This is a genomic window from Hypericibacter adhaerens, from assembly GCF_008728835.1.
Taxonomy (GTDB): domain Bacteria; phylum Pseudomonadota; class Alphaproteobacteria; order Dongiales; family Dongiaceae; genus Hypericibacter; species Hypericibacter adhaerens.
In genome coordinates this window covers 137874-160534 of the sequence record NZ_CP042582.1, presented here as the reverse complement: position 1 = coordinate 160534, position 22661 = coordinate 137874, and the positions used below count along the sequence as shown (strand labels likewise).

15 protein-coding genes are annotated in these 22661 nt (G+C 66.2%); 2 read left to right on the top strand and 13 right to left on the bottom strand.

The features are described 5' to 3' along the window. Positions 1-41: 41 nt before the first annotated feature. The 7 genes from FRZ61_RS00740 to FRZ61_RS00710 form a co-directional block, all read right to left on the bottom strand. Positions 42-449, bottom strand: a complete 408-nt coding sequence (locus FRZ61_RS00740; RefSeq protein ID WP_151114487.1) for a recombinase family protein — start codon at positions 447-449, stop codon at positions 42-44. Beyond that, positions 446-703, bottom strand: a complete 258-nt coding sequence (locus FRZ61_RS00735; RefSeq protein WP_151114486.1) for a hypothetical protein — start codon at positions 701-703, stop codon at positions 446-448. The genes FRZ61_RS00740 and FRZ61_RS00735 overlap by 4 nt, the downstream gene beginning before the upstream one ends. Before the next feature lie 135 nt (positions 704-838). Beyond that, positions 839-1678, bottom strand: coding sequence for a metallophosphoesterase (locus FRZ61_RS26895; protein ID WP_191909232.1), 840 nt, complete (start codon positions 1676-1678; stop codon positions 839-841). A gap of 33 nt (positions 1679-1711) precedes the next feature. Then, positions 1712-3523, bottom strand: coding sequence for a Fic family protein (locus FRZ61_RS00725; RefSeq protein ID WP_191909231.1), 1812 nt, complete (start codon positions 3521-3523; stop codon positions 1712-1714). 87 nt (positions 3524-3610) lie between these two features. Then, positions 3611-4000 (bottom strand): hypothetical protein, encoded by a 390-nt coding sequence (locus tag FRZ61_RS00720; RefSeq protein WP_151114483.1) that lies wholly within the window; start codon positions 3998-4000, stop codon positions 3611-3613. Between the two features lie 93 nt (positions 4001-4093). Then, a complete protein-coding gene (locus FRZ61_RS00715; RefSeq protein ID WP_151114482.1) occupies positions 4094-4597 on the bottom strand; it encodes a hypothetical protein in 504 nt (167 codons plus the stop codon). A 357-nt stretch (positions 4598-4954) separates the two neighbouring features. Beyond that, positions 4955-8896 carry an AAA family ATPase gene (locus FRZ61_RS00710; RefSeq protein ID WP_151114481.1) on the bottom strand — a complete coding sequence of 1314 codons (3942 nt, stop codon included), beginning with the start codon at positions 8894-8896 and terminating at the stop codon, positions 4955-4957. A gap of 428 nt (positions 8897-9324) precedes the next feature. Between FRZ61_RS00710 and FRZ61_RS00705 the strand changes: the two genes are divergently transcribed. Both FRZ61_RS00705 and FRZ61_RS00700 read left to right on the top strand, forming a co-directional pair. After that, positions 9325-9897 carry a hypothetical protein gene (locus FRZ61_RS00705; RefSeq protein ID WP_151114480.1) on the top strand — a complete coding sequence of 191 codons (573 nt, stop codon included), beginning with the start codon at positions 9325-9327 and terminating at the stop codon, positions 9895-9897. Between the two features lie 275 nt (positions 9898-10172). Then, on the top strand, positions 10173-10781 hold the full coding sequence (locus FRZ61_RS00700) for a hypothetical protein (RefSeq protein ID WP_151114479.1): 609 nt from the start codon (positions 10173-10175) through the stop codon (positions 10779-10781). Between the two features lie 295 nt (positions 10782-11076). Here FRZ61_RS00700 and FRZ61_RS00695 read toward each other — a convergent pair whose 3' ends face one another. The 6 genes from FRZ61_RS00695 to FRZ61_RS00670 form a co-directional block, all read right to left on the bottom strand. Continuing rightward, positions 11077-11460: a very short patch repair endonuclease gene (locus FRZ61_RS00695; RefSeq protein WP_407657905.1), complete on the bottom strand. Its 384-nt coding sequence runs from the start codon at positions 11458-11460 to the stop codon at positions 11077-11079. A gap of 87 nt (positions 11461-11547) precedes the next feature. Further along, entirely contained in the window at positions 11548-12693 is a 1146-nt protein-coding gene (locus tag FRZ61_RS00690; RefSeq protein ID WP_191909230.1) for a PD-(D/E)XK nuclease family protein, read from the bottom strand. A gap of 1 nt (position 12694) precedes the next feature. Further along, positions 12695-18340 carry a DEAD/DEAH box helicase gene (locus FRZ61_RS00685; protein ID WP_151114476.1) on the bottom strand — a complete coding sequence of 1882 codons (5646 nt, stop codon included), beginning with the start codon at positions 18338-18340 and terminating at the stop codon, positions 12695-12697. Further along, positions 18337-19209 carry a hypothetical protein gene (locus FRZ61_RS00680; RefSeq protein WP_151114475.1) on the bottom strand — a complete coding sequence of 291 codons (873 nt, stop codon included), beginning with the start codon at positions 19207-19209 and terminating at the stop codon, positions 18337-18339. Before FRZ61_RS00680 ends, FRZ61_RS00685 begins: the two co-directional genes overlap by 4 nt. Further along, a complete protein-coding gene (locus tag FRZ61_RS00675) occupies positions 19206-21410 on the bottom strand; it encodes a hypothetical protein (protein ID WP_151114474.1) in 2205 nt (734 codons plus the stop codon). Before FRZ61_RS00675 ends, FRZ61_RS00680 begins: the two co-directional genes overlap by 4 nt. A gap of 7 nt (positions 21411-21417) precedes the next feature. After that, positions 21418-22596, bottom strand: coding sequence for a DNA cytosine methyltransferase (locus FRZ61_RS00670; RefSeq protein WP_225309041.1), 1179 nt, complete (start codon positions 22594-22596; stop codon positions 21418-21420). Positions 22597-22661: the final 65 nt, after the last annotated feature.

Genomic DNA, 22661 nt, shown 5'->3' with positions numbered 1-22661 from the left:
GACACGCACATAAAGCGCGACGCGGGTAACTGGTTTGGATGTCATTGGACCACATCCGATTTGTGACCCGTGTGCGGTACGGCCGTCGCCTGATCGGCGGCGATCAACCGGATCCCGAGGTTGGCGAGCTGCCCTGCCACCTCCATCACCTGGACCGCATTACGGGAAATTCGCGAGAAATCAGCGACCAGCACGAAGTCGAACAGACGCGGATTGGTGGAGGCGTCTTGCAGCAGCCGGGCCAGGCCAGGGCACTCGAGCGTCAGGCCGCCAATGCTGGCATCACCGTATTCGCCGGCGGGTTCCAGGCCACACTGGTCAGCAGCCGCCATCAAGAGGCGGCGTTGGTCGGCGAGCGAGGATTCCGGGTCGCCTTGTGGTGCCGAGGCGGAGCGGAGGTAGAGCGCGACCCGCTCGCGACCAGTCGGTTCGGTATGGTTAACAGTCATTTAAGAATGTCCTTCAAGTCGGATTCGAGATGGCGAATGAGCAATTGCGCGAGATTGTCGAGGCTGGCTTCGTCAGCCGGAGCCGACTCCACAGTCCGCCTGCGCCGCCGGCCGGTTCCGGATTTTGTCACCGCCTTGATGACGACTTGCAGCCCGACGCTCTTGCCGGCCGGTTGGACGACGGCGGCTTTGCCCGAAGCCGGATGGCTTTGGGTTGAGTCGGCCGGTTCCACGCGTCGGGCCTGGTTGCGCATGGAAGATATGTTGATTCAGCCTGGAAAGAATCGGCCCCGTTGGCTGCGGTTTTCGATGTTGGGTCCGAAGTTTATTTTTCGCCGTTTCGAACGGAATGGGGTTTCGAGGACCTGGCACGGTCAGATATTTAGAGGTTACCCTATGTCCACGGTCCCAGGACCAGTCCACCTAGTGACCTCTCGCGGGTATCCGAGTTGTGCGGACATGAGGAGCACGCCATTTGCCTCGCAGACTTGACTTGCATGGTTGTGACCGTAGATCCAGGCCTTAACTCTGGCGCGTGCAGCGGCATGAATCAGCTCGCTGCAATCAGTAGTAAAGGCTGGCGCGAGCCTGTCATTGAGGCCAAACTTAGGATTGACCGCCAACGGATGAGGCACGTGGTGCGTGACGACGATTGTCGGCCCGTTGTGCGCCTCTGCCAGCTCTTCGCCCAGCCACCGGCGCGTCTGCATGTGCTCCTGCAAAGCGTGATCGGGCAGAAATGGAGCACCCTTTTCCATCTTGATGAGTCGGTGATCGCTCAAGCCGCGCAAGGCGTCGTGCATTGCCAGTACCTGATTGCCGGTCAGGCAATAGTCAGTCCACAAGGTCGCGCCCAAGACGCGGAGAACAATGCCTGGGAATTGAACGTGAGCGACGCCACGATCCAGGATAAAGACCCGCTGGTTGCTCTGCTGCAAGATCGCTTGACGATCCTGCAGAAAGCAGCCCCCATAGTATTCATGATTGCCAGGAATCAGAACCACGGGGCAGCTCAGATGCTCGGAGACCTGCATCGCATAGAGATAGGCCGATACGTCTCGTCGTGGGCGGATCGGTCCTATGTCTCCTGCCAGCACGACGAGGTCCGTTTTGCCAACGAATGATGAGAGATCGGGACCAAGATCAAGGGGATACTTGTCGCACCAGGGGATGCGGGTTTCGCTTTCCCTGAGCTCGATGTGAATGTCGGAGTAGTAGAGAACACGCATGCAGCTCAACCTACCGTCCGTTCTCCTGTTCATTCAAGAACGTCCCGCATCCTCATTGCCCTGCCGCAGAGCGGAATAACAATGCCCACGCCTGAAACCAGAGCCACGTGACTCAAGAGCTGAATGACAGTCTGAGTTGGGTTGCAGACGGCGCGCTGTTGTCACTCCGGAGATCCTGGATCCGCCGATGACTTCCGAAACTCCGCCCCGGCCCGAATCGACGCGAGCATGGGGAGCGGACAGCGAATGACCTGGGTTACCATGGAGCTGACTTTCCAGCTTGCTGGCTTGCAAGCTTGCTGACTGTGGAAAGGGACCCTGCGCGCCTTGGATCCGCGCCGCCGGTGCGGCGAGGAGATCGCGGGCCAGGGGACAGGAATAGGCGAGCTCCATCCGCTCTCCGATGACGTCGAAGCTGCCGGAGAAGATGGGATCGAACCCCGCCGCATCGAGATGGCGGCCGAGATCGCGGATGATCATGCCCCGCTGCAGGAACTGCGCATCTGGCCCGACAAGCATGGAAGTCGCTTGCTCGGCGGCGATGGTGGCGAAGCGCGGCCCGCCGTCCGAGAAGGAATCGCGCAGCCGGTCGCGGACCGGCGCCATGGCGCGCGTGAACTGCCGCCCCAACGCGACACTCTTCTCGACGGCCTTCACGAGCCACTGCAGGAAGCCAAGCAGATCTGCATTGCGGACCGCGGCATCGGTGCGCTGGATGTAGGCACCGCGGTTCCAGACGAACACCGCTTCGAGCGGCAGCGCCGGCAGGCGGTCCTCGATCAGCATGGCCTGGAGCACGAGCCGGGCGAGCCGACCATTGCCGTCGGAGAAGCCGTGGATCCGGACCAGCTCGCAGTGAGCGAGGCCAGCCCGCAGAACGGGATGGAGGCCATGCCAGAGCCGGGCATCGTAACCGCGCGTGAAGGCATCGATCGCGCTGGGGACGGCCGCGGCGGGCAAGGCAAGATCGTGCCGGGATCCGTCGAAGGGCGATCGGATCACCATGCGCCCGGTGCGATAGCACCCACAGCGCAGCGGTGCCATCAAGCCGTTCAGCAGGGTAGCCTGCAGCGGCAGCAGCGCGGAATCTCCCAGCCAATTGCTGCCGTCGCGCGCGGCGCGATGGATCGTATCGAGCGTGCTCTGGAAGGCCGCCAGGCGGTTGAGCGTAGCACGCCAGAGCTGCTCGAATCCGCCATAGCGGTGATCGCCGGAGACGCGCGGCAGGAATCCGCCTTCGACCGGATCCAGGTGGAGCGTGGCCCCGAGGTCGGCCTGCAGGCTGAGCCGTACAACGGCCGTCTCGAGGCGGCTCCTGCGCACCTCGGTCGCGTATGCCGCGAGCTTGCGATCCAGAGCATCGAGCGCCGGCTGCAGGCGTGCCTGCAGATCGGTGGCCTGCTGAAGAAGTGCAGCCTCCATCGAATCCGCGGGGGCGCTGTGCATCGGTTGAGCAAAGGTCGTCGGCGCGTTGCGTGCCGCTTCGATGGCCGCGGCGATCTCGACCTTCTCATGGCCAGTGAGGCGCCGAAGCTCCACGAGCGCGGCCTCGACGTCGTCCAGCACGTGCAACACCACGGCCTCCGGCAGAGGCTCCGGCACGGGGAATCCCGCGGGCATGCTGGTGAGGAGGATGGCGAACACCTCCTCGCTGAGACGATTGGGGAGCCCGGGACAATGAACCAGGCGGTCGATATCGATGATGAGCGCGCGGCTGCCGTCGGACAGTTTACGCGGCATCGAGTTGAGGTCCCGCGACCCGAAGGCGATCATGCGCGGCGTCTCGGGATGGTCGAGGATGCTGTCGATCAGGCGCGAGGGTAGAACGATGACCTGGGAGGCCATGGGAAGTCCTTTCATGGAGAAGTGTGATGATGAACCGCTCGCGGCGGTTGCTGGCTTGCTGGCTAGTCAGCGAGCCAGCCGATCGGGTCAGTGTCCGGGCCGATCGAGCAGGTCGAGCATGCAAAGGATCGCGATCTGAAAGCCGGGGATACCGCCTGCCTGGATCTGGCCATTGCGGCTGATCCGCCAATGCCCGCCCACGACACGCTCGGCGACGAGGTCGGCCATCGCGATGAAGGTCGGATAGGCCTGATCGAACCGCATGTCGCTCAGCGGACGTCGCAGCCGATACAGCGTGTTCAAAGTCTCCGCCTCGGTCAGGTCGTCGCTGATCCGGAGAACGCGGGAGGTGTGGATGAAGCGGCGATGGCCTGGCAAGCGTGGGTGGTCGGTCGCGAAACCGATGAGCTGATGCGGGCGGCCATGCAGCGTCAGGAGTTGCCAGCCCTCGAGCTGGGCGGTGGGTTTGTCGGACATCGAATTCCTCTTCTTGCAGCGTGTGATCCCGAACTCCTCGCCGCTCAGCCGACGCGGCGAGGAGGCGGGATCGCTGGCTGGAAAGGCGGCTTGTCAGCTTGTCAGCGAGGTCGGTGGCGCGAAGGCGCCAGCTTCCAGGGGGCCATGGTTCGCATCGACGCCGACCTGCCAGTCGCAGCTGCGGACGAACTTGCGCGTGAGGACCAGAACCAGGACCTGCTGGCGCTTGCCGGCGGTCGTCCGATGGGTGATGCCGGCAAGGACGCTGCGGCCGTGGCGGATGCGGATGCGTGCGCGAGCATCCACGATCTGGCGCCGCATCTCTCGGCGCAGCCGGTTGGCTTGCGGCGTCATTCGGTCGTCGATCCAGGCAAGCGCGCGCGGCGCCTGCACCAGCTGATCGATGGCAGTGTTCGGCACCCATCCGGTACCGAGGGCCTGGCGGATCTCGATCTGGCCCGACTGGGCCGCGAACGTCGCGAGCGCATCGTCGTCGATGAGGTGGCAGGTGATCCACGCGCCGCCGTTGGGATCGCGGTAGGTACGGTGGTCCGGCCGGGTGGTCTTCTCGACCGGTGGGGTCAAGGCAAATGCCATGCAGGGGGCTCCCTTGGAGCTGCGCGACGGCCCAGGAGTCATGCCTGGTGCTTTCCGGCTTTGCGTCATTGGGCGCTCGCCGCCGCCACGCAGCGGCCGGCGGCGGTGGCGGGCGCCAGGTCAAGGCGGGGGATTGATCTCGTCTGTCCCTGGAATCGACCGTGCAGTGACGCGCGATTGTTCAGTGCCGTCGATCTCGATCGCACGAAGCGGGATCATCAGGCGGCGTCCTCGCCGCCATGCCGCCGCCCGTCCCCGGGCGGCGGCCGCGATCGATAAAATGCATTCCATCGTCGCAAGCGGCTGGGAATCATGAACCGGCCGCACTGCAATCGATATCGGCCGTGCGCCGAGCGCTCAGTCGATCTCTCGGCCCGCGGTGCGATCGATCTGCTTCGTCGGTGTGGGCTGCGATGGCTGCTGCTGCTCCGGCTGCACCTGTCGTGGCTGCCGCACTCTCATCCAGAGCCGTTCCCGCAGGATCGCTTCCAGCATTTGCGTCGCCTTGTCGGGGCTCTGGAAGCCGGTCACACGCGGGGCATAGAAGACCTTCGGGCCCACGACGTCCTTCTCGGTCACGCTGGCCGGCAGGAAGTCCAGGGGCCTCGCGACGCGGATCGTGCGGGCCGGGTCCGCTTCGAAGGCAGCGAGCTTGCGCTTCAATCCGTCGAGACGCAGTTGGGCCGCCTCTTCCTCGTCCCGATGCACGGCGCTGCGGCCGCCGCTGCAGTATTCGGCGAAGTTCCGGCGGATCATGGCGTCGTCGAACATCTTCGCGGCCTCGGCAACCTGTGCCACCAGCCGCGTGCGGTAGAGCTCGGTCAGCAGGCGCTCCTTGTGGTAATCGAAATGCGGGTAGATCGGCCGGCGGATCACCGTTTGCGGCTGCGCCTCGGGCGCCGGCGGTGCGGGCTGGAGCCCGGCTGCCTTCTCGGCCTTGCGGGCGAGGGAGAGGTATTGATCTCGATACTCGTCCGGCATGGCACGCCGGCCCAGCGCGCGGGAAACATCGGGGTGAAGATCGAGGCCCCAGGCATAGGTCACATCGTAGAGCCAGGCGCGGGTATTGATGATCGCGAACTGCAGCGCCTCGTCGTGTCTCGCCCGGACGGACGCATTGCCGAGGCTGCCGTCGATGTTCCTCAGCGCCTCGATCACGAAGCCCTTGAGCTTTGCCGCCAGGTTGCGCCGGACGTCTGGCTTCACGTCGTAGAGCGGCTCGACCATCGGCGCGATGTCGACCTCGTCCTTATGCTTGCGGAGCGCCTCGTCGTGGATGATGTTGTGCGGATCGAGCCTCGTATAGTGCAGGCACTCTGCGTAAACGCGGTTCTCGCGCGGCAGGAAGCCGCGGTCCTGGCTCTGTGTCGTGATGCGGCGGAGAAGACCGCGCAGATGACCGGCCGTGGCAGGGTCGGCGTTTGCCGCCGTGCGCTGGAGGTCGCCGTAGACCTCGACCACCCGCTTCATGGGCTCGTTCGAAAGCGCGTCCAGCAGCTCCACCTCGTCCCCCGGCAGGCTGAGATCGAAGCTGCGGTCCTGGCCGGCGAAATACGTACGATAGGGAAGAGCAGGCATCGTTCCGGTCCTGCGGCCGGGGCCGCCGCCAGCACCGGAGCTTGGTCCGGCGATCGCAGGGACGACATCCGACGGTAGGCCGAGCGAGGCCGGCGCGGGATCTGCTGCCGGCTTGGGCGAATGCTGGGCGTTGGGCTCGGCGGGTCGGGTCGGCGATGTGGCGACGATCTCGCTCGAAGGCGCGAAGTCAGCGTCGACATCGGGTTTCACGACAGCGGCGCGCAACTCAAGACGTGGCTCGGCGACGGTCCGGTTATTCACCAGTGCCCGGTCGTCCGAGGGTCCGGCGGGAATCTCCCCCCGCAGTTCCTCCTCCGAGACGAATTCCAGCGAGCTGACCCGTGGGTCGCTCTTGCTCATCTGCCTGGCCAGGGTCTCGAGGTCCGCCGCCAGCGGCCGCGGCACGTAGCAGCGCACGGATTCCTTGTGCCTGGTGAAAGCGACATACGAACTCGCCGAACCCCAAGCGAACGCGTGGTCATAGAGGCAGTAGGTCTGGACCTGGGTACGGCCTTGCCCGCGATAGATCGTGCCGGCGAAGCCGAGCCCGAACTGATCGAAAACCGTGGGATCGAAGGTGATGATGCGATCCTCGTCCGTCTTGACCGTGACCGCATCTGCTTGCATGGCGACGATGGTGCCGATGAGCCCGTTCACGATGCCGAGCTTGCGCTCGTTGCCGAAGAACTGGATCCGGTCCCCGCTGCCGAACTCCACCTCGCCGTTCGCGGTCTGAAGACGCTGTTTTCGCTCCGGCGGCCGCAGCGTCCAGTTGCCCTGCTGCAGGCCGAGATTGAGCCTGGCGACCGCATCGCGGGTCGCGGCATAGACGAAGCGCGGCTTGTCCGGCTCCTGGCGCTGGTCCTCGAGGCACTGCCGGACGAGGGCATTGGCGGCTTCGGCGATGTCGGCATGGAAGGTAATGTAGCCGCGCTCGTGATAGGGCTTGAGACCGTCCAGGAGGCGGCCCTCGGCGAATGAGAGGCTGGCTTTCTTGGCCCACGGTTCATTCTGGCGGCGAACTTCGCGCAGGAGGGCGAAGCGGCAGGTCTTCTTCAGGTATCCGTAGATGCCGCCGCGCTCGATCGAGCTCAGTTGGCGATCGTCGCCGACCAGCACGACCCTTGCGCCAGCCTCGGCGGCCCGCACCAGCAGGCGCTCATAGAGATTGGCGTCGATCATCGCGGCTTCGTCGAGGATGAGGCAGGTCCTGGCATTCCAGGCTTCATACCAGCCGGTCTTGGTTTCCTGCCGCAGGAGCTCCAGGTGAATCGTGGAGGCGGTGTGAAAGCCGCCGGTGGCCATGTCGGCGGTGACCGCATTGGTCGGGGCAAGGCCGATGACGCGGTAGCCGGCCGCCTCGAGTGCATCGCGGATGACGGCCATGATGAAGGACTTGCCGGCGCCGGCGAGGCCCTGGATGATGGAGAGCCCCTCCTCCCCGAGGCAGCGTAGGAAGGCGGCTTTTTGCTCCGCGGATAGCAGCCGGCCCTTCTGGATCCGCGCCGCCGCGGCGGCGAACGCCCGGACGTCAGCCGGCGCCATCGGCCGGTTCCTGATCTGATCGGCGGCGGCGAGGATCCGCATCTCTTGGGCGCGGACGCTGCGGGTCGTGAAGAGCCCGTGGTGGGCATTGGTGGCGGAATCGCGCAGGTGCAGGATCTCGGGATCGGCCAGCGCGCGGGCGAAGATCGAATCCGCCTCTTCCCCGACGATCTCGTGTGCACGAAGCAGCCTCAGCAGGTCGCGCCGGGTAAAGACCGCCTGGCGCGTCGTCACCACCTCGAGCAGTTTACTGGGATCGAGCAGCAGCGCCCGCGCCGCCGCCCTGGCCTCGGCGTCGGCCTTCTGCTTCTCGCTGGGGGTGCGGCGCGGGGCATTGCCCCAGTGCACGCCGGCGACCGCCTGCGGTACGTTGAACTCGAGCTCGATGCCGTGCTCGGCGGCGAACTGCTCGAGAAAAGCGCGCCATTGCCGCGGCGGCGAATCCTTGTGGATGGTGGCCCGCTCGTGCCCCTCGCCCCGCGAGAAGGCGGCGGCGAGGCCGCGGACCTTTTTGCCGAAGCCCTGCGGCGTTACCCGCCGGGTCGAGACCAGCAGGTGCAGATGGTGATTCTTCGAATTCTGTTCGCTCGGCTTGTGGATCGCCCAGGTCACAACGGCGCCCCGCCGGGCGAACTCCTCGGCGTGGCGCCGCGCGATCTGCTCGCGGACCTCGTCGGAGACTTCCCAGGGCAACGCGGCGATGACGTGCATCGCGAGCTGGCCCCTCTTCTTCCACTTCGGCTCCCTGTTCCGCTTGTTGGCCGAGAGCTCCGTCCGGTCGTTCGCGTTCCAGATCGCCTGTGGATTCGGATTGCCCTCGCCATCCAGAAACCAGAGCGGCGCATCCGGCGGCAGCAGGGTTCCGGAGCAGGCGACATCGTCCCGGCCCGCGCCGTGCCGGAAGAGCTCGCCAGTGAGATCGCTCCGCAGGGGTTCGCCCAGGATGTAGGAGCCGAGCGCGACCGACAGGTGGCCGTGCTTCGTGGAAAGAAACGTCTTGCGATAGAACGTGCTCGACATCGACCCGACCTCATGCGTCATCCCATGAAGGGGATGTAGAGGCGGATCCGAGACGGTGCCGGGAAATGGCCGGACGTGCGCCGGCAACCATCGGGCACTCAAGGGAAATTCCGCAAGCAGCAATCGCGTCGGGGCTTGCCCCTGACGCGATTGCATATTGCGCTGCCCGCCGCGATGGCGGCGGGCCTTTCTTGCTGGTTCCGGCGCTGGGGCGCCGGTTCGGGGATGGACTGGTCATGGAGGGGCGTCGGTGCGGAAGCGCCAGCTGGGGAATCCACGCGTCAGCGGAGTGGCGCCGCTGGGGCGCCGCCGAAGCTGAGCCAGGCGAGGCAGAAAGGTCTTCAGCGGGGAGAGATCGGCGCTGCGGCAGCGGTGCCAATCCGGGCGTCGAGGGTGGTGGAGCCGTCCTTGCGTCCGTCAGCAGCTCGTGGAATCCGATTGGGCATCGCACTCAGAATCGCCCCGCTCTGAAGAAAATTTGCATCGCAGCAAGGTCCCGGAATCCGGCCGAAATTCTCGCGGCGCGGTCACCGCTGCATTGCGCGTTCATGGGAAAAACTGGCGCCGCGAATAACTGGTTGGAAATGACGAAAACGACCGCACGAAAGATCGAACAGGTCAGGCGCCTCGACCGCGAAATCGCCGACGCGAAGACGCGCGTCGTCGTCGCATGGGCAGAGGTCGAGCAAAAGCAACAGCAGGGCGCACTGCGCCAGGGACGGAAGGACAACATGATGAAGAGCGCGGCCGAAAGGGCCAGGGTCCACAAATACTGCCAGAAGGCTCCGCTCCTCGAGCGCGGGCAGATCATCGACTTCGACGACGCTATGCTGATGGGCGCGATCCTCACGATGGCGGAGATGCTGGCCGATCGGCAGACCCGCTACCAGTGCTGGGTGGCAGGGCACGCGGAGTTCCTCAAGGCAGGGAAGACGCGGCGGAAGCCGGCATGGATGACGGTCCGGTTCGATACAAAGCCGAGGCAGGCCGTCCTCGACATCATGAATGCCGCGAAATTCTCCTATGACGCCGCCAGCATGACTTGGTGTGGCGAGGGCGACGTCGGTCACGCTCGGGATCTGATCGACAAATCCGGCGTCGGAGGCGCGGCAGAGGCGGCGCCTCGGATGGCGAAGTCGAGGAAGCCGACTGTCTGAAGAGGGCTTCCAGTCGGTCCCGCCCGGTCCAACCGCGAGCGCGATCATCCCACGGAGTCGGAAGGGACGCCTTGTCTGGTCGTCCGGGATCGAAGCGCATGGCGGCGATCCAATATCGGGAGCCACGCGGTGGTCGAGACGAGCGATCGGATGAGCAGAGCGCCGCGCGGAAAATAGGAGTTCGGCGGGAAGGCACATCCTGCCCTCTAGGGGCCGATCCCGACGTTGCGATCCAACATGCGGGGCTGGCACATGGCAACAGGAGCGAAGGTCCCATGCGGCGATCGCGAAACAAGGAACTGCAATTCAAGGCCCGGCCGGCCCACGACCCTGCGGGCCGAGGGCCCAACCGTCGGCAGGGGCAGCGAGCCGGCAAGGAGGCGGGGCGGAGTAACGCGACGATCGAGGCCGGCAAGCTCAAGAGGAAGAAAATGAGGACGGTTCCGACGTCGGGACGACCGGATCCCGGGCCCGATAACAATGAGACCGGCGACGAAAAGCGCGTCATCATTCAGATCCGCGTTCGTCGTGCGCTGCGCCGGCTGATCAAGCGCCTCGCGGACGAAAACGAGGAGACGGTCCAGACCTACATCCTGCGGATCCTCCAGGAAGCCGGTGTGCCCGTCGCCGATGGTGACCTGCTCGATGGTCGCAAGGCCAAGAATCGATTGCGTCGTACCTCGGCATGCAGGACCGGCCAAGGGTCGAAGGCTGCTCCGCAGGGCTCCACCACGCAGACGCTTGGCAAGCTGCTCGCGGGCGCGCTCGCGCAAGCGGGGATCGCTGGAGACGACATGACGACCCGGAGCCAGAACGGCTGCGTGGTGATCGTGAATGTGGGCGGCTGCGCGGCAGGCTCGTGCCGCCGCCGCGGGTCACCGTAGCAGGCCCATAGGTCTGCTGTGCTGCAGTCACGGTGGTGGGGCTTTTTATAGCTTTAGTACAGCACTGCCACGCCTGATTGTGGCGTAGGCGAAACCCTACCGCTGCCGAAGCAGGGGCACCGCCACCTGCCGCGCCGGCAACCAGGTCGCCGCGCTCCTGCGATGACATTGATGCCTGCGAGATCGAGATCGAGGACTAACGATCATCGCAGGTTCTTCCAGCCGTCAAGCCGCTGCAGGCAGTTCACGGACGAGTAGTGCCGCTAGTTCGATACGGAGATGCAAGGCTGCAGCGTTATCGCACGGCGGAGGCGAAGAACATCTCAAGGGCGCGCTGGAGGCGCGCACCATCTCGGACCTCGCATTCCCAGACAACGAGAACGCGATAGCCCTGCGATTCGAGAGCAGCGATCTTTTCGGCGTCGCGGACCTGGTTTCGGGCGAGCTTCTCGCTCCAGTAGCCGGTATTCGATTTCGGTGACGACGCCAGCCGGCAGCCTGTGTGGGAGTGCCAGAAGCACCCATGGACAAAGATCGCCCACTTGTGACTTTTGTTCGCGAGATCGGGCTTGCCTGGGAGGTCGCCGACATGGTTGCGGAAACGTAAGCCGAGCGCTTGTACGGCCGATCGGGTCAGCACTTCTGGTTTCGTGTTCTTTGAGCGGATGCGCGCCATCATCTGGGAGCGCGTGAGTGGCTCGCGCTTCCGGCGGGGTGGTATCTTTGCGACTGCTGACGACTTGGACTTGGGCACCCAGCTTTCCTGTCACGACAATTGATCTGCGCTCGCGGTCGCCGCGGCCGTCACCACGCTGGGTAGATCGTCCAGCGCGAAGACGCAGGTCGACCGGTCTGCCCGCAGCCGGCCATCAGGCTTCAGCTTAGCCGAGACGATTCTCCAGCGCGCGTCCTTTGGCGACGCGGTCAGGTCACCGTGGATGCTCCGGCGCAAAACGAGCGGCTGTATTCCTGGCGGCATGGACGGCTGATGGACAGAGAGATACGCAGTGTAAAGGTCTCCATCCTGACCCGGCTCGATCCAGTCCAGCACGCCAGCCGCCGCGGTCTCTGTGAGGCCGTTTGAACCAGCTGTGGCGAGCCACGGCCAGAATGCCGGGCAGAGCGCTTGGAATGGGCATGCGGTGCACGCCTCCTCCCCGGGCCGGGCAAGCGCTTCTGGCGGAGCCGCTGCGGCAAGAGTCCGATTCAAGCTGTCGAGCGCCGCAAGTGCGTCTCTGGCTTCTGCCTCGCAGACTGCGGGGTCGAGCGGCACGTCCATGGTCTGGCCGGATGCGGCGACAACGCGGCCCTCTGCTGGCCACCGCCCCAGCGCTTCGGCGATGATGGCTGCGTAGAGTCGAAGCTGCCGGCGGAATCCCTCAAGCACGGCCTCCGCTCCGCGCCATGCGATATCAGGAATCGAGGACTTGTATTCGGTAAGGACTCGGCCATCGAAGCGGTCCGGACGGCCCGCAAGCCGGCCTCCTCGCGCTAGAAGCAGCCGCTCGGCAGACATACCGCCGCTACGCGGCGCCTTGCGCTGGCCGCCGGTATTCGCGGTGATGATAGCCTGTGCCGACGAGAGCGCCCGCTGCCGGACAAGAAAATAGCCGGGCCAGCGATCGGGTGCCGCATAGCGCGCGTCGAGCCGATGCGATCTGGCCGATGCAGCCGCCTCATCGACCGCCGCCGTCCAGACCTGCTCCGCGGTTGCGGCTGTTGCACCGGGCTGTGCGGCCGCCTCCACGACCTTGTGGAATGCCGTTCCTAGCCATGCGCGTGGATCATGCAGGACGAAGCTCTCCGCAGCCCGCGAGGCGGCGAAGGCACCGCGGAGCGGACACAAACGCATGTGAGACCATAACGTCGGGCCGGTGCGGTTGAGGGGCGTGAGGACGATCTGGCCGTGCATGCTAGACTGGCCGCCGCAAAGCCTCGAAAACCGAAATAAAGCTGCGCTGCGGATCGACCCTAAGACCGCGGTTGCGCTCTGCGTCATCCCAGGCGGCCGCAAGTTGCGGACCCACCGCGGTTCGGTCGGTGAGCCACAGCGGATGGGTGACGATGACGGCCTCTCTGCCGTCTGTTAGGGCAGGCAGGCCGCCGAACAGCGTGCGGATGAAGCCGGGCCGCGCCGCCTCGAGCGTGATGGCCGCAAGATCCGCTACGCGGCTCCATCTCGGGGACGATAGCAGGAGCGGGACGGACGGATCGAGCGCGAGCTGCGCCATGTCGACCGCGAGCCGCCAATCGAGCAGATTGTGATAGGCGAGATTGCTGTAGCTGCGCAGGCAGTCGGGGCAGGACGTGTCACAGGCGTCCGCGTGGGAATGGGTGGCCAGCCGGTCATGAAATTCACGCGGCGTCGGCTGGGCGATCATCTCCAGCAGTTCCTGCATGGCTGCCGGGGTGCCAAGGTGGGTCGCATAGCCCGCGCCATTCTCAAGCGTGTCGGAGAGGAAGACCTGGCCGACGACGGTGCCGAGCGCCGGGCCTTCCTGGCTGCGGATGCCGGCCTTGAGCTCATAGTCCTGGATGTCGAGATAGACGGCGGCAGCGCGGCGCAGCATGAAGGCCAGCGAGTAGAGCGCCGCCCGCCCCTGCGGTGTCCGGGGATCGGCGCCGCGCCCAGGGCCATAGTCGCGGATGCCCAGCAGCATCATGTCGGTTTCGCTGATCGCTGCCAGCGCGCACGGCAGGACCGGCGACGTCGGCGAAAGCGGCCGTCCCGGCCTGCGGCCGACCGATGCGGCATGCTTCTCCTCGGCGGCATTGGCGGCGGCGATGTCGACCATCGCTTCGGTGCCGGCCCAGCGCTCCTGCGAGAAATGAAAAAGTCTGCCGGCGTTGTCGTTGACGACGTGAAGCCGTCCCTGGCCAGCGCCGACATCGAAGTTCAGGTGCGGCGTGATGGGAAAGGCAGGCCTGCCGACCTTTGGCCGCGCGGCACGCGGGACGAAATCGAACACACCATCATAGTCGCGCGCCTTGGTGAAATAGCTGACGAAGCCCTTAGGCTGGCGTAGGTCCATCGGGTGATAGTCGCGTTCGTCCGGCCCCGTCGGCGATGCGCAAACTGGGCAGGCTGGGACGTCGGGGGTCACCGTCTCGACGTGCTGGCAGTTGCCGCACAGGCCGATGCGGACCGACGGGCCGAGCGGGTTGCTGTCTTCGACGGCGCGAGGTCCCTGGGGCCGGTAGTGCGCGACGCCGATAGCGGTGTGGATTGTCCGCTCTTTCACGGTCTCGGCGCCGGGCGCGAACATGCTGACCGCAAGCTCGAGATCGCGGTCGACGACCTGGCGGGGCGGCCAGTTCGTGGGCTGCTTGTGGTAGAGCAGGCGTGCGCGCGTTGGGAACCCGAACATAGGAAGGATGCCGCGATTGGCGAGCCGCTCGCTCAGGCCGATCTGGATAAGGCTCTGGTCCTGGGTCGCAGCCGTGATTTCGGGCACGAGCCTGGTGGTGATCCAGCCGATCGCGGCCGTCCGCTGGGCGGCGTCGCCGGCGAGACGCGTGCCGACCAGGAGCGCATCGCAGATGCTCGCGACAGCAGCATGATGCCAGCCGATCCATTCTTGGATGATGTCGGCAACGGTCGTGCCGGTATAGCCGGCAGGCGGATTGGGCGGCGGCTGCGTCCACGCGTCGGCCGTGCCGAACTCGCCATGCACGCTGTCTCCTGCCGTTCCCGGGAACAGGCTGAGCTCTGAAAATGCCCTGCGCAGCACTTCCTTCGCGAAAACGCGCAGGAGGATCTGCGGCCTGTTGGTGTCGACATAGGGAGGAGGCGGCGGATCGGCCGTGATTCGTTCGGGGCGCTGGAAGTAATAGTCATCGTGACTGCGCCCGCGGCAAAGCGTCAGCGCCAGCGAAAGCGGTGCACCGCGGCGTCCTGCGCGTCCGACGCGCTGCTGGTAGTTGAAGCGCATCGGCGGCATGTTGGCCATCATCACTGCCAGCAGCGATCCGATGTCGACGCCGGCCTCCATGGTGGTGGTCACGCTTAGCAGGTCGATATTGTCGGTGAGCGGCACTTCGGCGCCGACCGTGATGTTCTGGAAGAGGCGCTGGCGGTCGCGTGCGAGCACCTTGTCCGTCTGCCCGGTGAGCTCGGCGCAATTGAGCCGGAAGATGGGGCCGGCGCTCACAGCCAGCCAGCGGTAGTAATCGGCCTCCTGGCCTGCATCATCGATTCCGATGCGCAGCGGCGTGCCAAGCCGGTTGTGGCAGCCGCTGCAGATTCCGCCGCTTGCGTGCAGATGGATGCGCGAACAGCGGCCGCACTCATAATAGATATCGCCGGCATCGGCGGCGAACAGGCCGCGGAAGAGCAGCAGCCCTTGATCGAACACACCCGCCGACGTCAGGAGATCGGTGACGTCGCGCTCGAAGTCGGCCGGAACGAGCCCATTCAATACGGCGACGGCTTCAAGATAGTCGCGCGCATATTTCGGGAGGCGCGGGTCATCGACGGTCGCGCGATGGGTGTCGATGCGGCGCCGCTTGCCGAGCATGCGGATGCAGCTGTCTGCGGCCTCGCAAACTACAGCCGCGGCACCAGTGTGCCGCATGCGGTCAAATGTGACATAGCCGAGCTTCAGTGATTCGAGGTCGCGCCGGCCGCCGGAGAACAGAGTTTCGGCGACGGCTTCGCGTGCCGCGACCTGGATGCGCGTGCGGTGCGCCTGCTCCTCGCCTGAAAGCGCCGGCCTGTAGTCCGGCGGAGAGCGGGTCCAGTCGAAAAGCCGCTGCCATTCGCCCTGGTGCTCGTCGAGGTCGGTCCACATGACGCTGCGGTCGACACCGCCGGGGTTCATGCCGGTGGTGAGCAGCCGGCGTGCGGCCTCCTCCTCGAGGTCGGTGACGCGCGAGAGCCCCGCACGGGCTCGGGCGAGAACCTGGGCCGAAAGCTGCTCCATAGTCAGGCCGCCGACTGCCGACGGCAAGGCGCGCAAAGTCGGGTGCTGCGCCGAGTGAATGGCCTGGGCTTCTGTCTGCCGCGAAACGGCGAATCGCCCGGCGAGCGCAGTTTCTTCAGGGCTCAGGGCGGCACCTTGAACCTGGCGCTCGAAGAGAAGCACCGCGCGCGTGCTGTCGGCCATACCATCGACCAGCGCCTGGCGCAGCCCGTCGAGCCAGTGAGACTTGGCGACGCCGACGGCGAGCTTGGCGGCGTCCTGCCGGCTGTCAGAAAAGAGGACGAGCTTGCGGCGCACATCTTCCGGCGGCGGTCCGGCAGCCGCCTGCGGTGGCGCGATCTCGCGCAGCAGTGAATCGGAGAGCACTTGCGCGACCTTTTGGAAGCCGGTGCGCTGCGTGCGGATGGGCGCGGAGCTGGCCATTCCGCTCCAGTTGGCTTCGCACTGGGGGCAAACCGATGGACGCTCGTTGCGGGCGCTCGGAACGGCCGCGCGCGGCGGCACGGGGTTCTGATGGAGGTCAGCGACATGGTAGATCCACCCTGTCGCGTCGGTGCTCCGCCGTGCGACCTGGATCTCGCCCGTGCGGTGGTCGAAGACAGCCATGTGCCATCTGCGCGTGACGCCCTCCTGGACCCAGCTGTCGCGCTGCGGCTGGCGAAGAGTGCCGTCCGGAAGCCGCGCGGGCCAGTAGATGGCGTAATTCTCGTAGTCGCGGTCGTTGGCCGAGTGGTCCGGCGCCTTTTCGATGTTGGGATCGTCGGGGACTAGCGACCAGACATTCTGCTGCAGCGTGCGCCGGTAGCCGCCCAGAAAGATGTCGCCGCAGGGCTCGCAGTAGAGCATTTCGAGGACGCGCGATCCGCATCCGCAGGTGGTCGTCGGGCGGTCGAAGAGCCGGCCGACCGGAATGGCGGCGTCCGTCCAGGACGCCTCGCTGCATTGCGGATTGCTGCACGCCCAGACGCCCTGGACGTTGCGGAAGAAAAGATGGACCCGGATCGGCAGCAGCGGCGCGGCGCTTAGCGATTGCGCGGGCGCCATGGCCGCGACGACGCCCGTCGCGGCCGCCATCGAATCCTCCGGCGTGTCATTGGGAAAGAGCGTCGCGCCGAGCGTGCCGATGGTCCGGGGCACGACTGTTGGATTGTTGTCTGTGCCGCCATTGCATGCGGCACGCACGGCATCTGGCACGCCGGCGTCCGCCAGCACGGCGCCCAGCTGCTGTGCTTCGGGCAGGCTGACGTCGGGCGCCGGGAGGCCGGCTGCGGCAGCGAACGCACTGGCGGCGGCTGAGAGACTGGTTCCGCCGCCATTGGCGACCTGATGTCCAAGCTCCGTGAGCGGAGCGGCGAGGTGGCGCAGACGGTCCGCCGCGCCGGGAGGCAGCGGGAGCGCACCGCCCCTGATCAAGTTGAACGGGCGCGACCGGCCGAAAAACTGCAGCAGATAGCCCTGCGCCCGGGCTTCGTCTTCGCCGAGCGATGCGCTGGAGGCGAGGATGCGCAGCTGCGGATGATCGGGGTGGAGACCGAGGCGGTCGTAGAGGACGCGAAGGATGTAGCCCACCTCGGTCCCCGGCGTGCCGCGATAGGTATGCAGCTCGTCGATCACGAGATGGAAGATGTTGGCGGGATCTGCCTCCAGCCATTGGCGGGTCTGGTCGAAGATGGGAACTTCAACGTCCCGCATCAGCATGATGTTCAGCATGCTGTAGTTGGTGATGAGGACGTCGGGCGGTGCGTCCTGCATATCCCAGCGGCTCCACGCCTCGCCGCCATCGAAGCGGGGGAAGAAGCGCTCGGCGTCGGTTCCGGCGACCCGCGCGGCCATGCTGCTCAGCCGTTGCAACTCGGCGCGCAGTTCGCCTTCCGCGCCGTCGCGGTCCGGCCGCCCCGAAACCGGTGTCCAGCCGGTATAGCGCCCGAACCAGAAGCGGTTGCCCGGACGGTTTGCGCCGAGCCAGGCGCGCACCTGGTCGCCGTCGAGGGCCAGGCGGAGTCTCGCCATCTGATCTTCGGCGAGTGCGTTGAGCGGATAGAGAACAAGCGCGCGCATAGCCGCTGGCCGGCCTCCCTGCTCGTGCGCGCGCTGGGAGATGCGCGGATGGTAGCGCCGGTTTCCCGAGCCAGGGGGCGGTGGCATCGTCCACCAGTCGTTCCGCGGCGCTGTTGCAAGCACCGGCCAGGCGGCGGATTCTCTGATGAGTGCGGCAAGGACGGGGAGATAGATGGACTCGGTCTTGCCCGATCCCGTGCCGGTGAGGATGACCGAGTCAGCACCGTGCAGGACGCTCGAACGCAGCATCTCCACCTGGTGCGCGTACAGCTCGATCGGAACAGCGCCGCGCGGCAGGTACAGGCCCCGTTCGGCGATGGCTGCGAGGTCGCCTACGGACGCGGCTGTCCAACCCGGAGCCGCTCCAAGCACGCTCGTCACAGCGGAGCGCACGTCATGGCCGCTGCCGGCGTAAGGCGGCTGCGGCTCTACAAGCGGCTCGCGATACAGCACGCCGTCGCGGTCGAGCAGCTGCCGGCGGGCTCGGACCAGCTCGTCAAAGCGCAGGTCGAAGGGGCTGTCGAAATAGCGCAGATATGCGCCCTTGAGGCTTTGAAAGGTCTGGATTGGATCGCTCATGCGAGTTTCAGCCCCGTAATGGCCAGCGTCAGCCTCAGGATTTCTGGAGGGACGCCGGCAAAGGAAATCCGCCGGCTCGCAGCGTCGTACTGCGGGAGAAAGCCGGTGCAGAGGGTAAGAGCCCGGGCAATGGGCGCTGGGGGATAGAGCTGGCCTGGCAGATCAAGCGCACCCGAGCTGGCTGTCCAGGCAGCCGCCTTGAGCTTCGCGGCGGCGGCAAGCCGGCCGGCGCGGTCGTCGATATAGGCGCACTCGGACACGTCCGTCTTGAGGAGGCTCACCCAGTCCCAGTCGCGCTTGATGCGGAAAAAGCCGGAGCGGGCAGCGGTTGCCTCTGCGAGCGTGGAGGCAATCCAGCCGATCCGTGACCGGGAGAAGCGGCGCACCGTCTCGACGCGTCCGGCAACCATCGGACACGGCGTGCGGGGCCAGTCGTGGATCGCCGGCGTGCATGCGAGCAGCGTAAGCGCCGCGTCATGCTGGAGCGGGATGCCAGCGGCGGACGCAACGGCTGCGAGCCCGCTATTTGAGCCGGCCATCACACGGATCACCGACGGCCGCGCTGCTGCGGCCTGCGTGTCGAGCTGTACACCGGCGCTTGCGCATGCGTTCGCCAGCGAAGCGAGAACGCCGGGAGTGCGGGCGCCGCACAGCACCGCAGAAGCGCCGCCGTCTGGCCTTCCTGGCAGCGCCGCGAGGACGGGCGGTGCAATCTTCCAGTCGGCGCCGGGCAGCAGTTCGATATGCCCGAGCGTGGCCAGATCATCCACGGTGCGGCGGGTCGCACCCGTATCGGCAAGGTCGGAGGCGATGTCGCCGACCCGGCCAGACCGGCGGAAGGACATCCATTCGAGCAGACGGTCCGTCATGGGCGCGGCCTCCTGTTCCTGAGCCGGCGGGCGCGCTCCTTGGCCTTCCGCCAGGCCGCCTCGCCGGGCGCATCGGCCTGGACGAGAGGCAGGCGCCGCGCGGCTGCGCTCCGCACAATGGCGACCCACTCCGCGTCGTGCCGCCGGGATGGATTCTGTGCGGGTGTGAGGCCGAGCCAGATGACGCGGCCTTGCGACCGGCGGGGACCAGTCGCCGAAAGCAGAAAAGCGGGCGGTTCGGCCACGAGGCCGACGGAGACGGTGGAGTCGGCGCGCGGACGGAGCGGCGTGGCGCCTGCTCTGGCGCCTAGCGCGACGAGTGTCTGCTGGGTCTCGGCGGCGAGCACCGTTTCGTCGGCTGGTCCGCGGATGAGCGCACCGCAGATTCTCGCCCGCGCCCAGGGCTCCCCCGCGCCATTGCCGAATCGCTGGGGATGGGCGTCCCAGAAGTCCCAGCCGCCGGACAGCCAGGGATCGGCAGCAATCTCGTAGGACACAGAAGGCCCGGGGACGATGTCGACCATGTGCTGGCCGGGCTTGTCCCACCCAGGCGCGGTCCAGGCGCCGTCCGACGAGAGCTCCGCCGCGATGCCGCCGATCGTGACTGAGGCAGCGCCCGGCGCTGGCGTGACGATGATGCGCGGAGGATGGCCGGCGGCGTAGGCACGGCCTCTGACCGCGAGCCCACCTTCAAAGCTGATCTCCAGCCCCTCACCTGGGTCCATCGTCCGGAACCCTGCGGATAGCGGCGGCGTCGCGGCGTGGGCCGGGGTGTAGCCGGACAGCACGAGCCAGCCGCCGGGGATGCCCTGCCAATGCTCGTGGGTCTGGAGCTCAGGGGAGCCCGTCGCAGCCGCGGCCAGGCGGACGGTCTCTGCATCGCCGGACCGGCAGATCAGCGTATGCGCGATGCCGGCCCTTGCCGCGCTCGTTGAGATCAGCTCGGGTTCGTTCGGATCTTGCGCGAAGATGTGGACCTGCCGTGCGCTCCGAAGCCATTGGAATCCGTCAGTGCTCGTAAGGCGCAGCTCCCCGTCAAGGAACCCGCTCGTCCACGGCAGATCCAGATCGTCGTAACGCTGCTCGTCATAGGCTTCGACCGCATCGCTGCCGGCTTCGAGAACCTTTACGCGTGCTGGGAAGCCGTCCGGACGCGTCAGCACAACGGATAGCCGCGCCGTGCGGTGGATCGGATGAAGCGACAGGCGCAGCTTGGCTTCGGCCGGTGGACGGGTTGCCGGTCCTGGAGCAGCCGCGACTGGCTCTGGCGATGTTCCAGCGGCCGCAACTGTGCGGCGCTTTCCTCTACGATCGCGATGGACCGCAGGCTGCCGTCGCCGGACCGCCGGCCCAGACTCCGGCATGGAGTCCTGCGCTACGTCGGAACAGGATTCAGGCTCTACATAGCCGGTACTTTCTGGTGAGCGCTCCTCCGCTGATGATGGAGGGGCCGCGGGACCGTGTTCGCCAGTGCCCGGTTCTGCACCAGGCAAAGCCGGCTGATCGGCGCCAGCCACCTCGACCGGGAAGTCCCCCTCTGGCGAATCGCCCGCGCCCTCCGCTTTGGCCGGAGTGGCGCCGCAGGGCGCGCCAGCCGTACCGGATGGGGCCAGCACCGGGGCAGCGCGGTCCTGATCTTCAGCAGCGCGGGACGGAAGAGTGAGGCTATCCGTCTCCTGTATTGCGCCCTGATCGGCAGTCACCGGAACCGGTCCGACGTCATCAGCCGGTGACAGGCCCGGCTCTGCACTGTCCGCTCCGCTGCCATCGGGCACCGGAGCCGCTGGCGCTGTGGCATCCTCCGCCGATGGAGGCAGCGGGACAGGAATACCCGGCTCCGATCGCTCGGCCTCCTCGTGCGGCACATCCTTTTGTTCCGGCCCCTCTTCCTCATCGAGGGTCTGCGTCGGGTCCGCCATTTTCGGGCCGTTTGGCGCCGGCTCCACGGAGATAGCGGGTGTGGTGCCGCCCATGGTGTCCAGCATCGTTCGAGCACTGGGGCTGGTGCGCTGGCTTTCTCTGCCCAGATCGGCGTCGCCGCCCGCCAATTGCGGTCCGGGTGCCCGGAGGGCGACGCCTGCAGCACGCCGCGCCGTCTCGAAGCTCGCGGTACGCGACAGCCGCCGCCAACTCCAAAGGCCGAGCATCATGGCCAGTGCAGCAAGCAGTCCAGCCATCACCAGAAGAACCAGTCCCTTCATGTCGGCCCTAACGGCTTGCCTTGCGGGGCATCTGCTCCAGCAAGCCCGAAACGGCGCGAGCAACCGCACGCCCCATGAGCGGAGGAACCGCGTTGCCGACCTGCTTCAGCTGCTGCCACTCGCTGCCGTGGAAGATGAAGCCGTCGTGAAAGGACTGAAGCCGCGCCGCCTCACGGACCGTGATCCAGCGGTTGTGTGTCGGGTGGATCCATTCGGACAGGTCCCGATGCATTTGCGCGAGGATCGTGTAGGAGGGCTTTTCGGGATCCAGGCGGCGCCATTTGTGTCCGCGTGTGCCATTCCAGAGAGCGGCCGGAAGGGAATCGCCGCGGGCGCCGGGGCGGATGGCGGCGATGATCTTCCTGCGGCGAGCCTCGATCTCCTTCGTATGATGATTGTGAAGCGCGTCCTCGGAGAGATTCTTTCGCTTGCGTGCGGAGGTCAGCAGCTCATGATCCCAATCGAGGCGCATGAGTTTCTGGAAGTCGGAGTAGCGGCCACCGGGCTTCCTTGGATAGGGTAGCGGCCCATCGTCCTCCGACACGGTTTCGGGAAGATCAGAAAGCGCTTCGCGGACAGTGACGATCGTGTCCGATTTCTCCCGCCCGACCAGCGCCTTGATGGTTTCTTTGAAATCCCCGGTGAACGGCAGTCTGTCGCGGATGCCGAAAACTATGACGCGTCGACGGTGCTGCGGGACCCCGAAATCCGAGGCGATGACTGGGAGGATCGCCGTCCGTGAATATCCAGCTTCCCGGAACGCATCGAGGATCCTGGTTTTGAAATGGCCATTCTTCATGGCCACCATGTTCGGAACATTCTCCATCACAAAGGCGCGCGGCCGCAGAAGACGGACGACGCGAACAAACTCCTCGTACAGGCGGTTCCGTGGATCAGCGAGGTTGCGGGGGCCAATCTGGCTGAAACCCTGGCACGGCGGACCCCCGTAAACCATGTCGATCTTGCGGTCGGCCAACTCGCGCAGGCTTGGCACGCCCGGCTGCTCATCGTGCAGGAAACGGACAATGTCGCCCTTGAACAGGGCGACGTCGCCGAAATTGGCGGCATGCGTTAAGCACGCCTGAGCATCCGACTCAACGGCGCAGACAACTTTCCAGCCCGCGAGGCGTACGCCCTCGCAGAATCCGCCGGCCCCGCTGAACAGCGACACGGCCTTCAGGGTCATGACACGCTGCCCCGGCGGCAGGGCACGCAGCTGCCGTGATCGCTGCCTCGATATCGTGGAAATGC

What these genes read in the sequence shown, in the direction of transcription:
- FRZ61_RS00680 (WP_151114475.1), bottom strand. Translation starts at nt 19,209, where the DNA reads ATGACGGACCGTCTGCTCGAATGGATGTCCTTCCGCCGGTCTGGCCGG.
- FRZ61_RS00715 (WP_151114482.1), bottom strand. Translation starts at nt 4,597, where the DNA reads ATGGCATTTGCCTTGACCCCACCGGTCGAGAAGACCACCCGGCCGGAC.
- FRZ61_RS00725 (WP_191909231.1), bottom strand. Translation starts at nt 3,523, where the DNA reads ATGGCCTCCCAGGTCATCGTTCTACCCTCGCGCCTGATCGACAGCATC.
- FRZ61_RS00675 (WP_151114474.1), bottom strand. Translation starts at nt 21,410, where the DNA reads ATGAAGGGACTGGTTCTTCTGGTGATGGCTGGACTGCTTGCTGCACTG.
- FRZ61_RS26895 (WP_191909232.1), bottom strand. Translation starts at nt 1,678, where the DNA reads ATGCGTGTTCTCTACTACTCCGACATTCACATCGAGCTCAGGGAAAGC.
- FRZ61_RS00685 (WP_151114476.1), bottom strand. Translation starts at nt 18,340, where the DNA reads ATGAGCGATCCAATCCAGACCTTTCAAAGCCTCAAGGGCGCATATCTG.
- FRZ61_RS00740 (WP_151114487.1), bottom strand. Translation starts at nt 449, where the DNA reads ATGACTGTTAACCATACCGAACCGACTGGTCGCGAGCGGGTCGCGCTC.
- FRZ61_RS00670 (WP_225309041.1), bottom strand. Translation starts at nt 22,596, where the DNA reads ATGACCCTGAAGGCCGTGTCGCTGTTCAGCGGGGCCGGCGGATTCTGC.
- FRZ61_RS00695 (WP_407657905.1), bottom strand. Translation starts at nt 11,460, where the DNA reads ATGATGGCGCGCATCCGCTCAAAGAACACGAAACCAGAAGTGCTGACC.
- FRZ61_RS00710 (WP_151114481.1), bottom strand. Translation starts at nt 8,896, where the DNA reads ATGCAATCGCGTCAGGGGCAAGCCCCGACGCGATTGCTGCTTGCGGAA.
- FRZ61_RS00705 (WP_151114480.1), top strand. Translation starts at nt 9,325, where the DNA reads ATGACGAAAACGACCGCACGAAAGATCGAACAGGTCAGGCGCCTCGAC.
- FRZ61_RS00690 (WP_191909230.1), bottom strand. Translation starts at nt 12,693, where the DNA reads ATGCACGGCCAGATCGTCCTCACGCCCCTCAACCGCACCGGCCCGACG.
- FRZ61_RS00735 (WP_151114486.1), bottom strand. Translation starts at nt 703, where the DNA reads ATGCGCAACCAGGCCCGACGCGTGGAACCGGCCGACTCAACCCAAAGC.
- FRZ61_RS00720 (WP_151114483.1), bottom strand. Translation starts at nt 4,000, where the DNA reads ATGTCCGACAAACCCACCGCCCAGCTCGAGGGCTGGCAACTCCTGACG.
- FRZ61_RS00700 (WP_151114479.1), top strand. Translation starts at nt 10,173, where the DNA reads ATGCGGCGATCGCGAAACAAGGAACTGCAATTCAAGGCCCGGCCGGCC.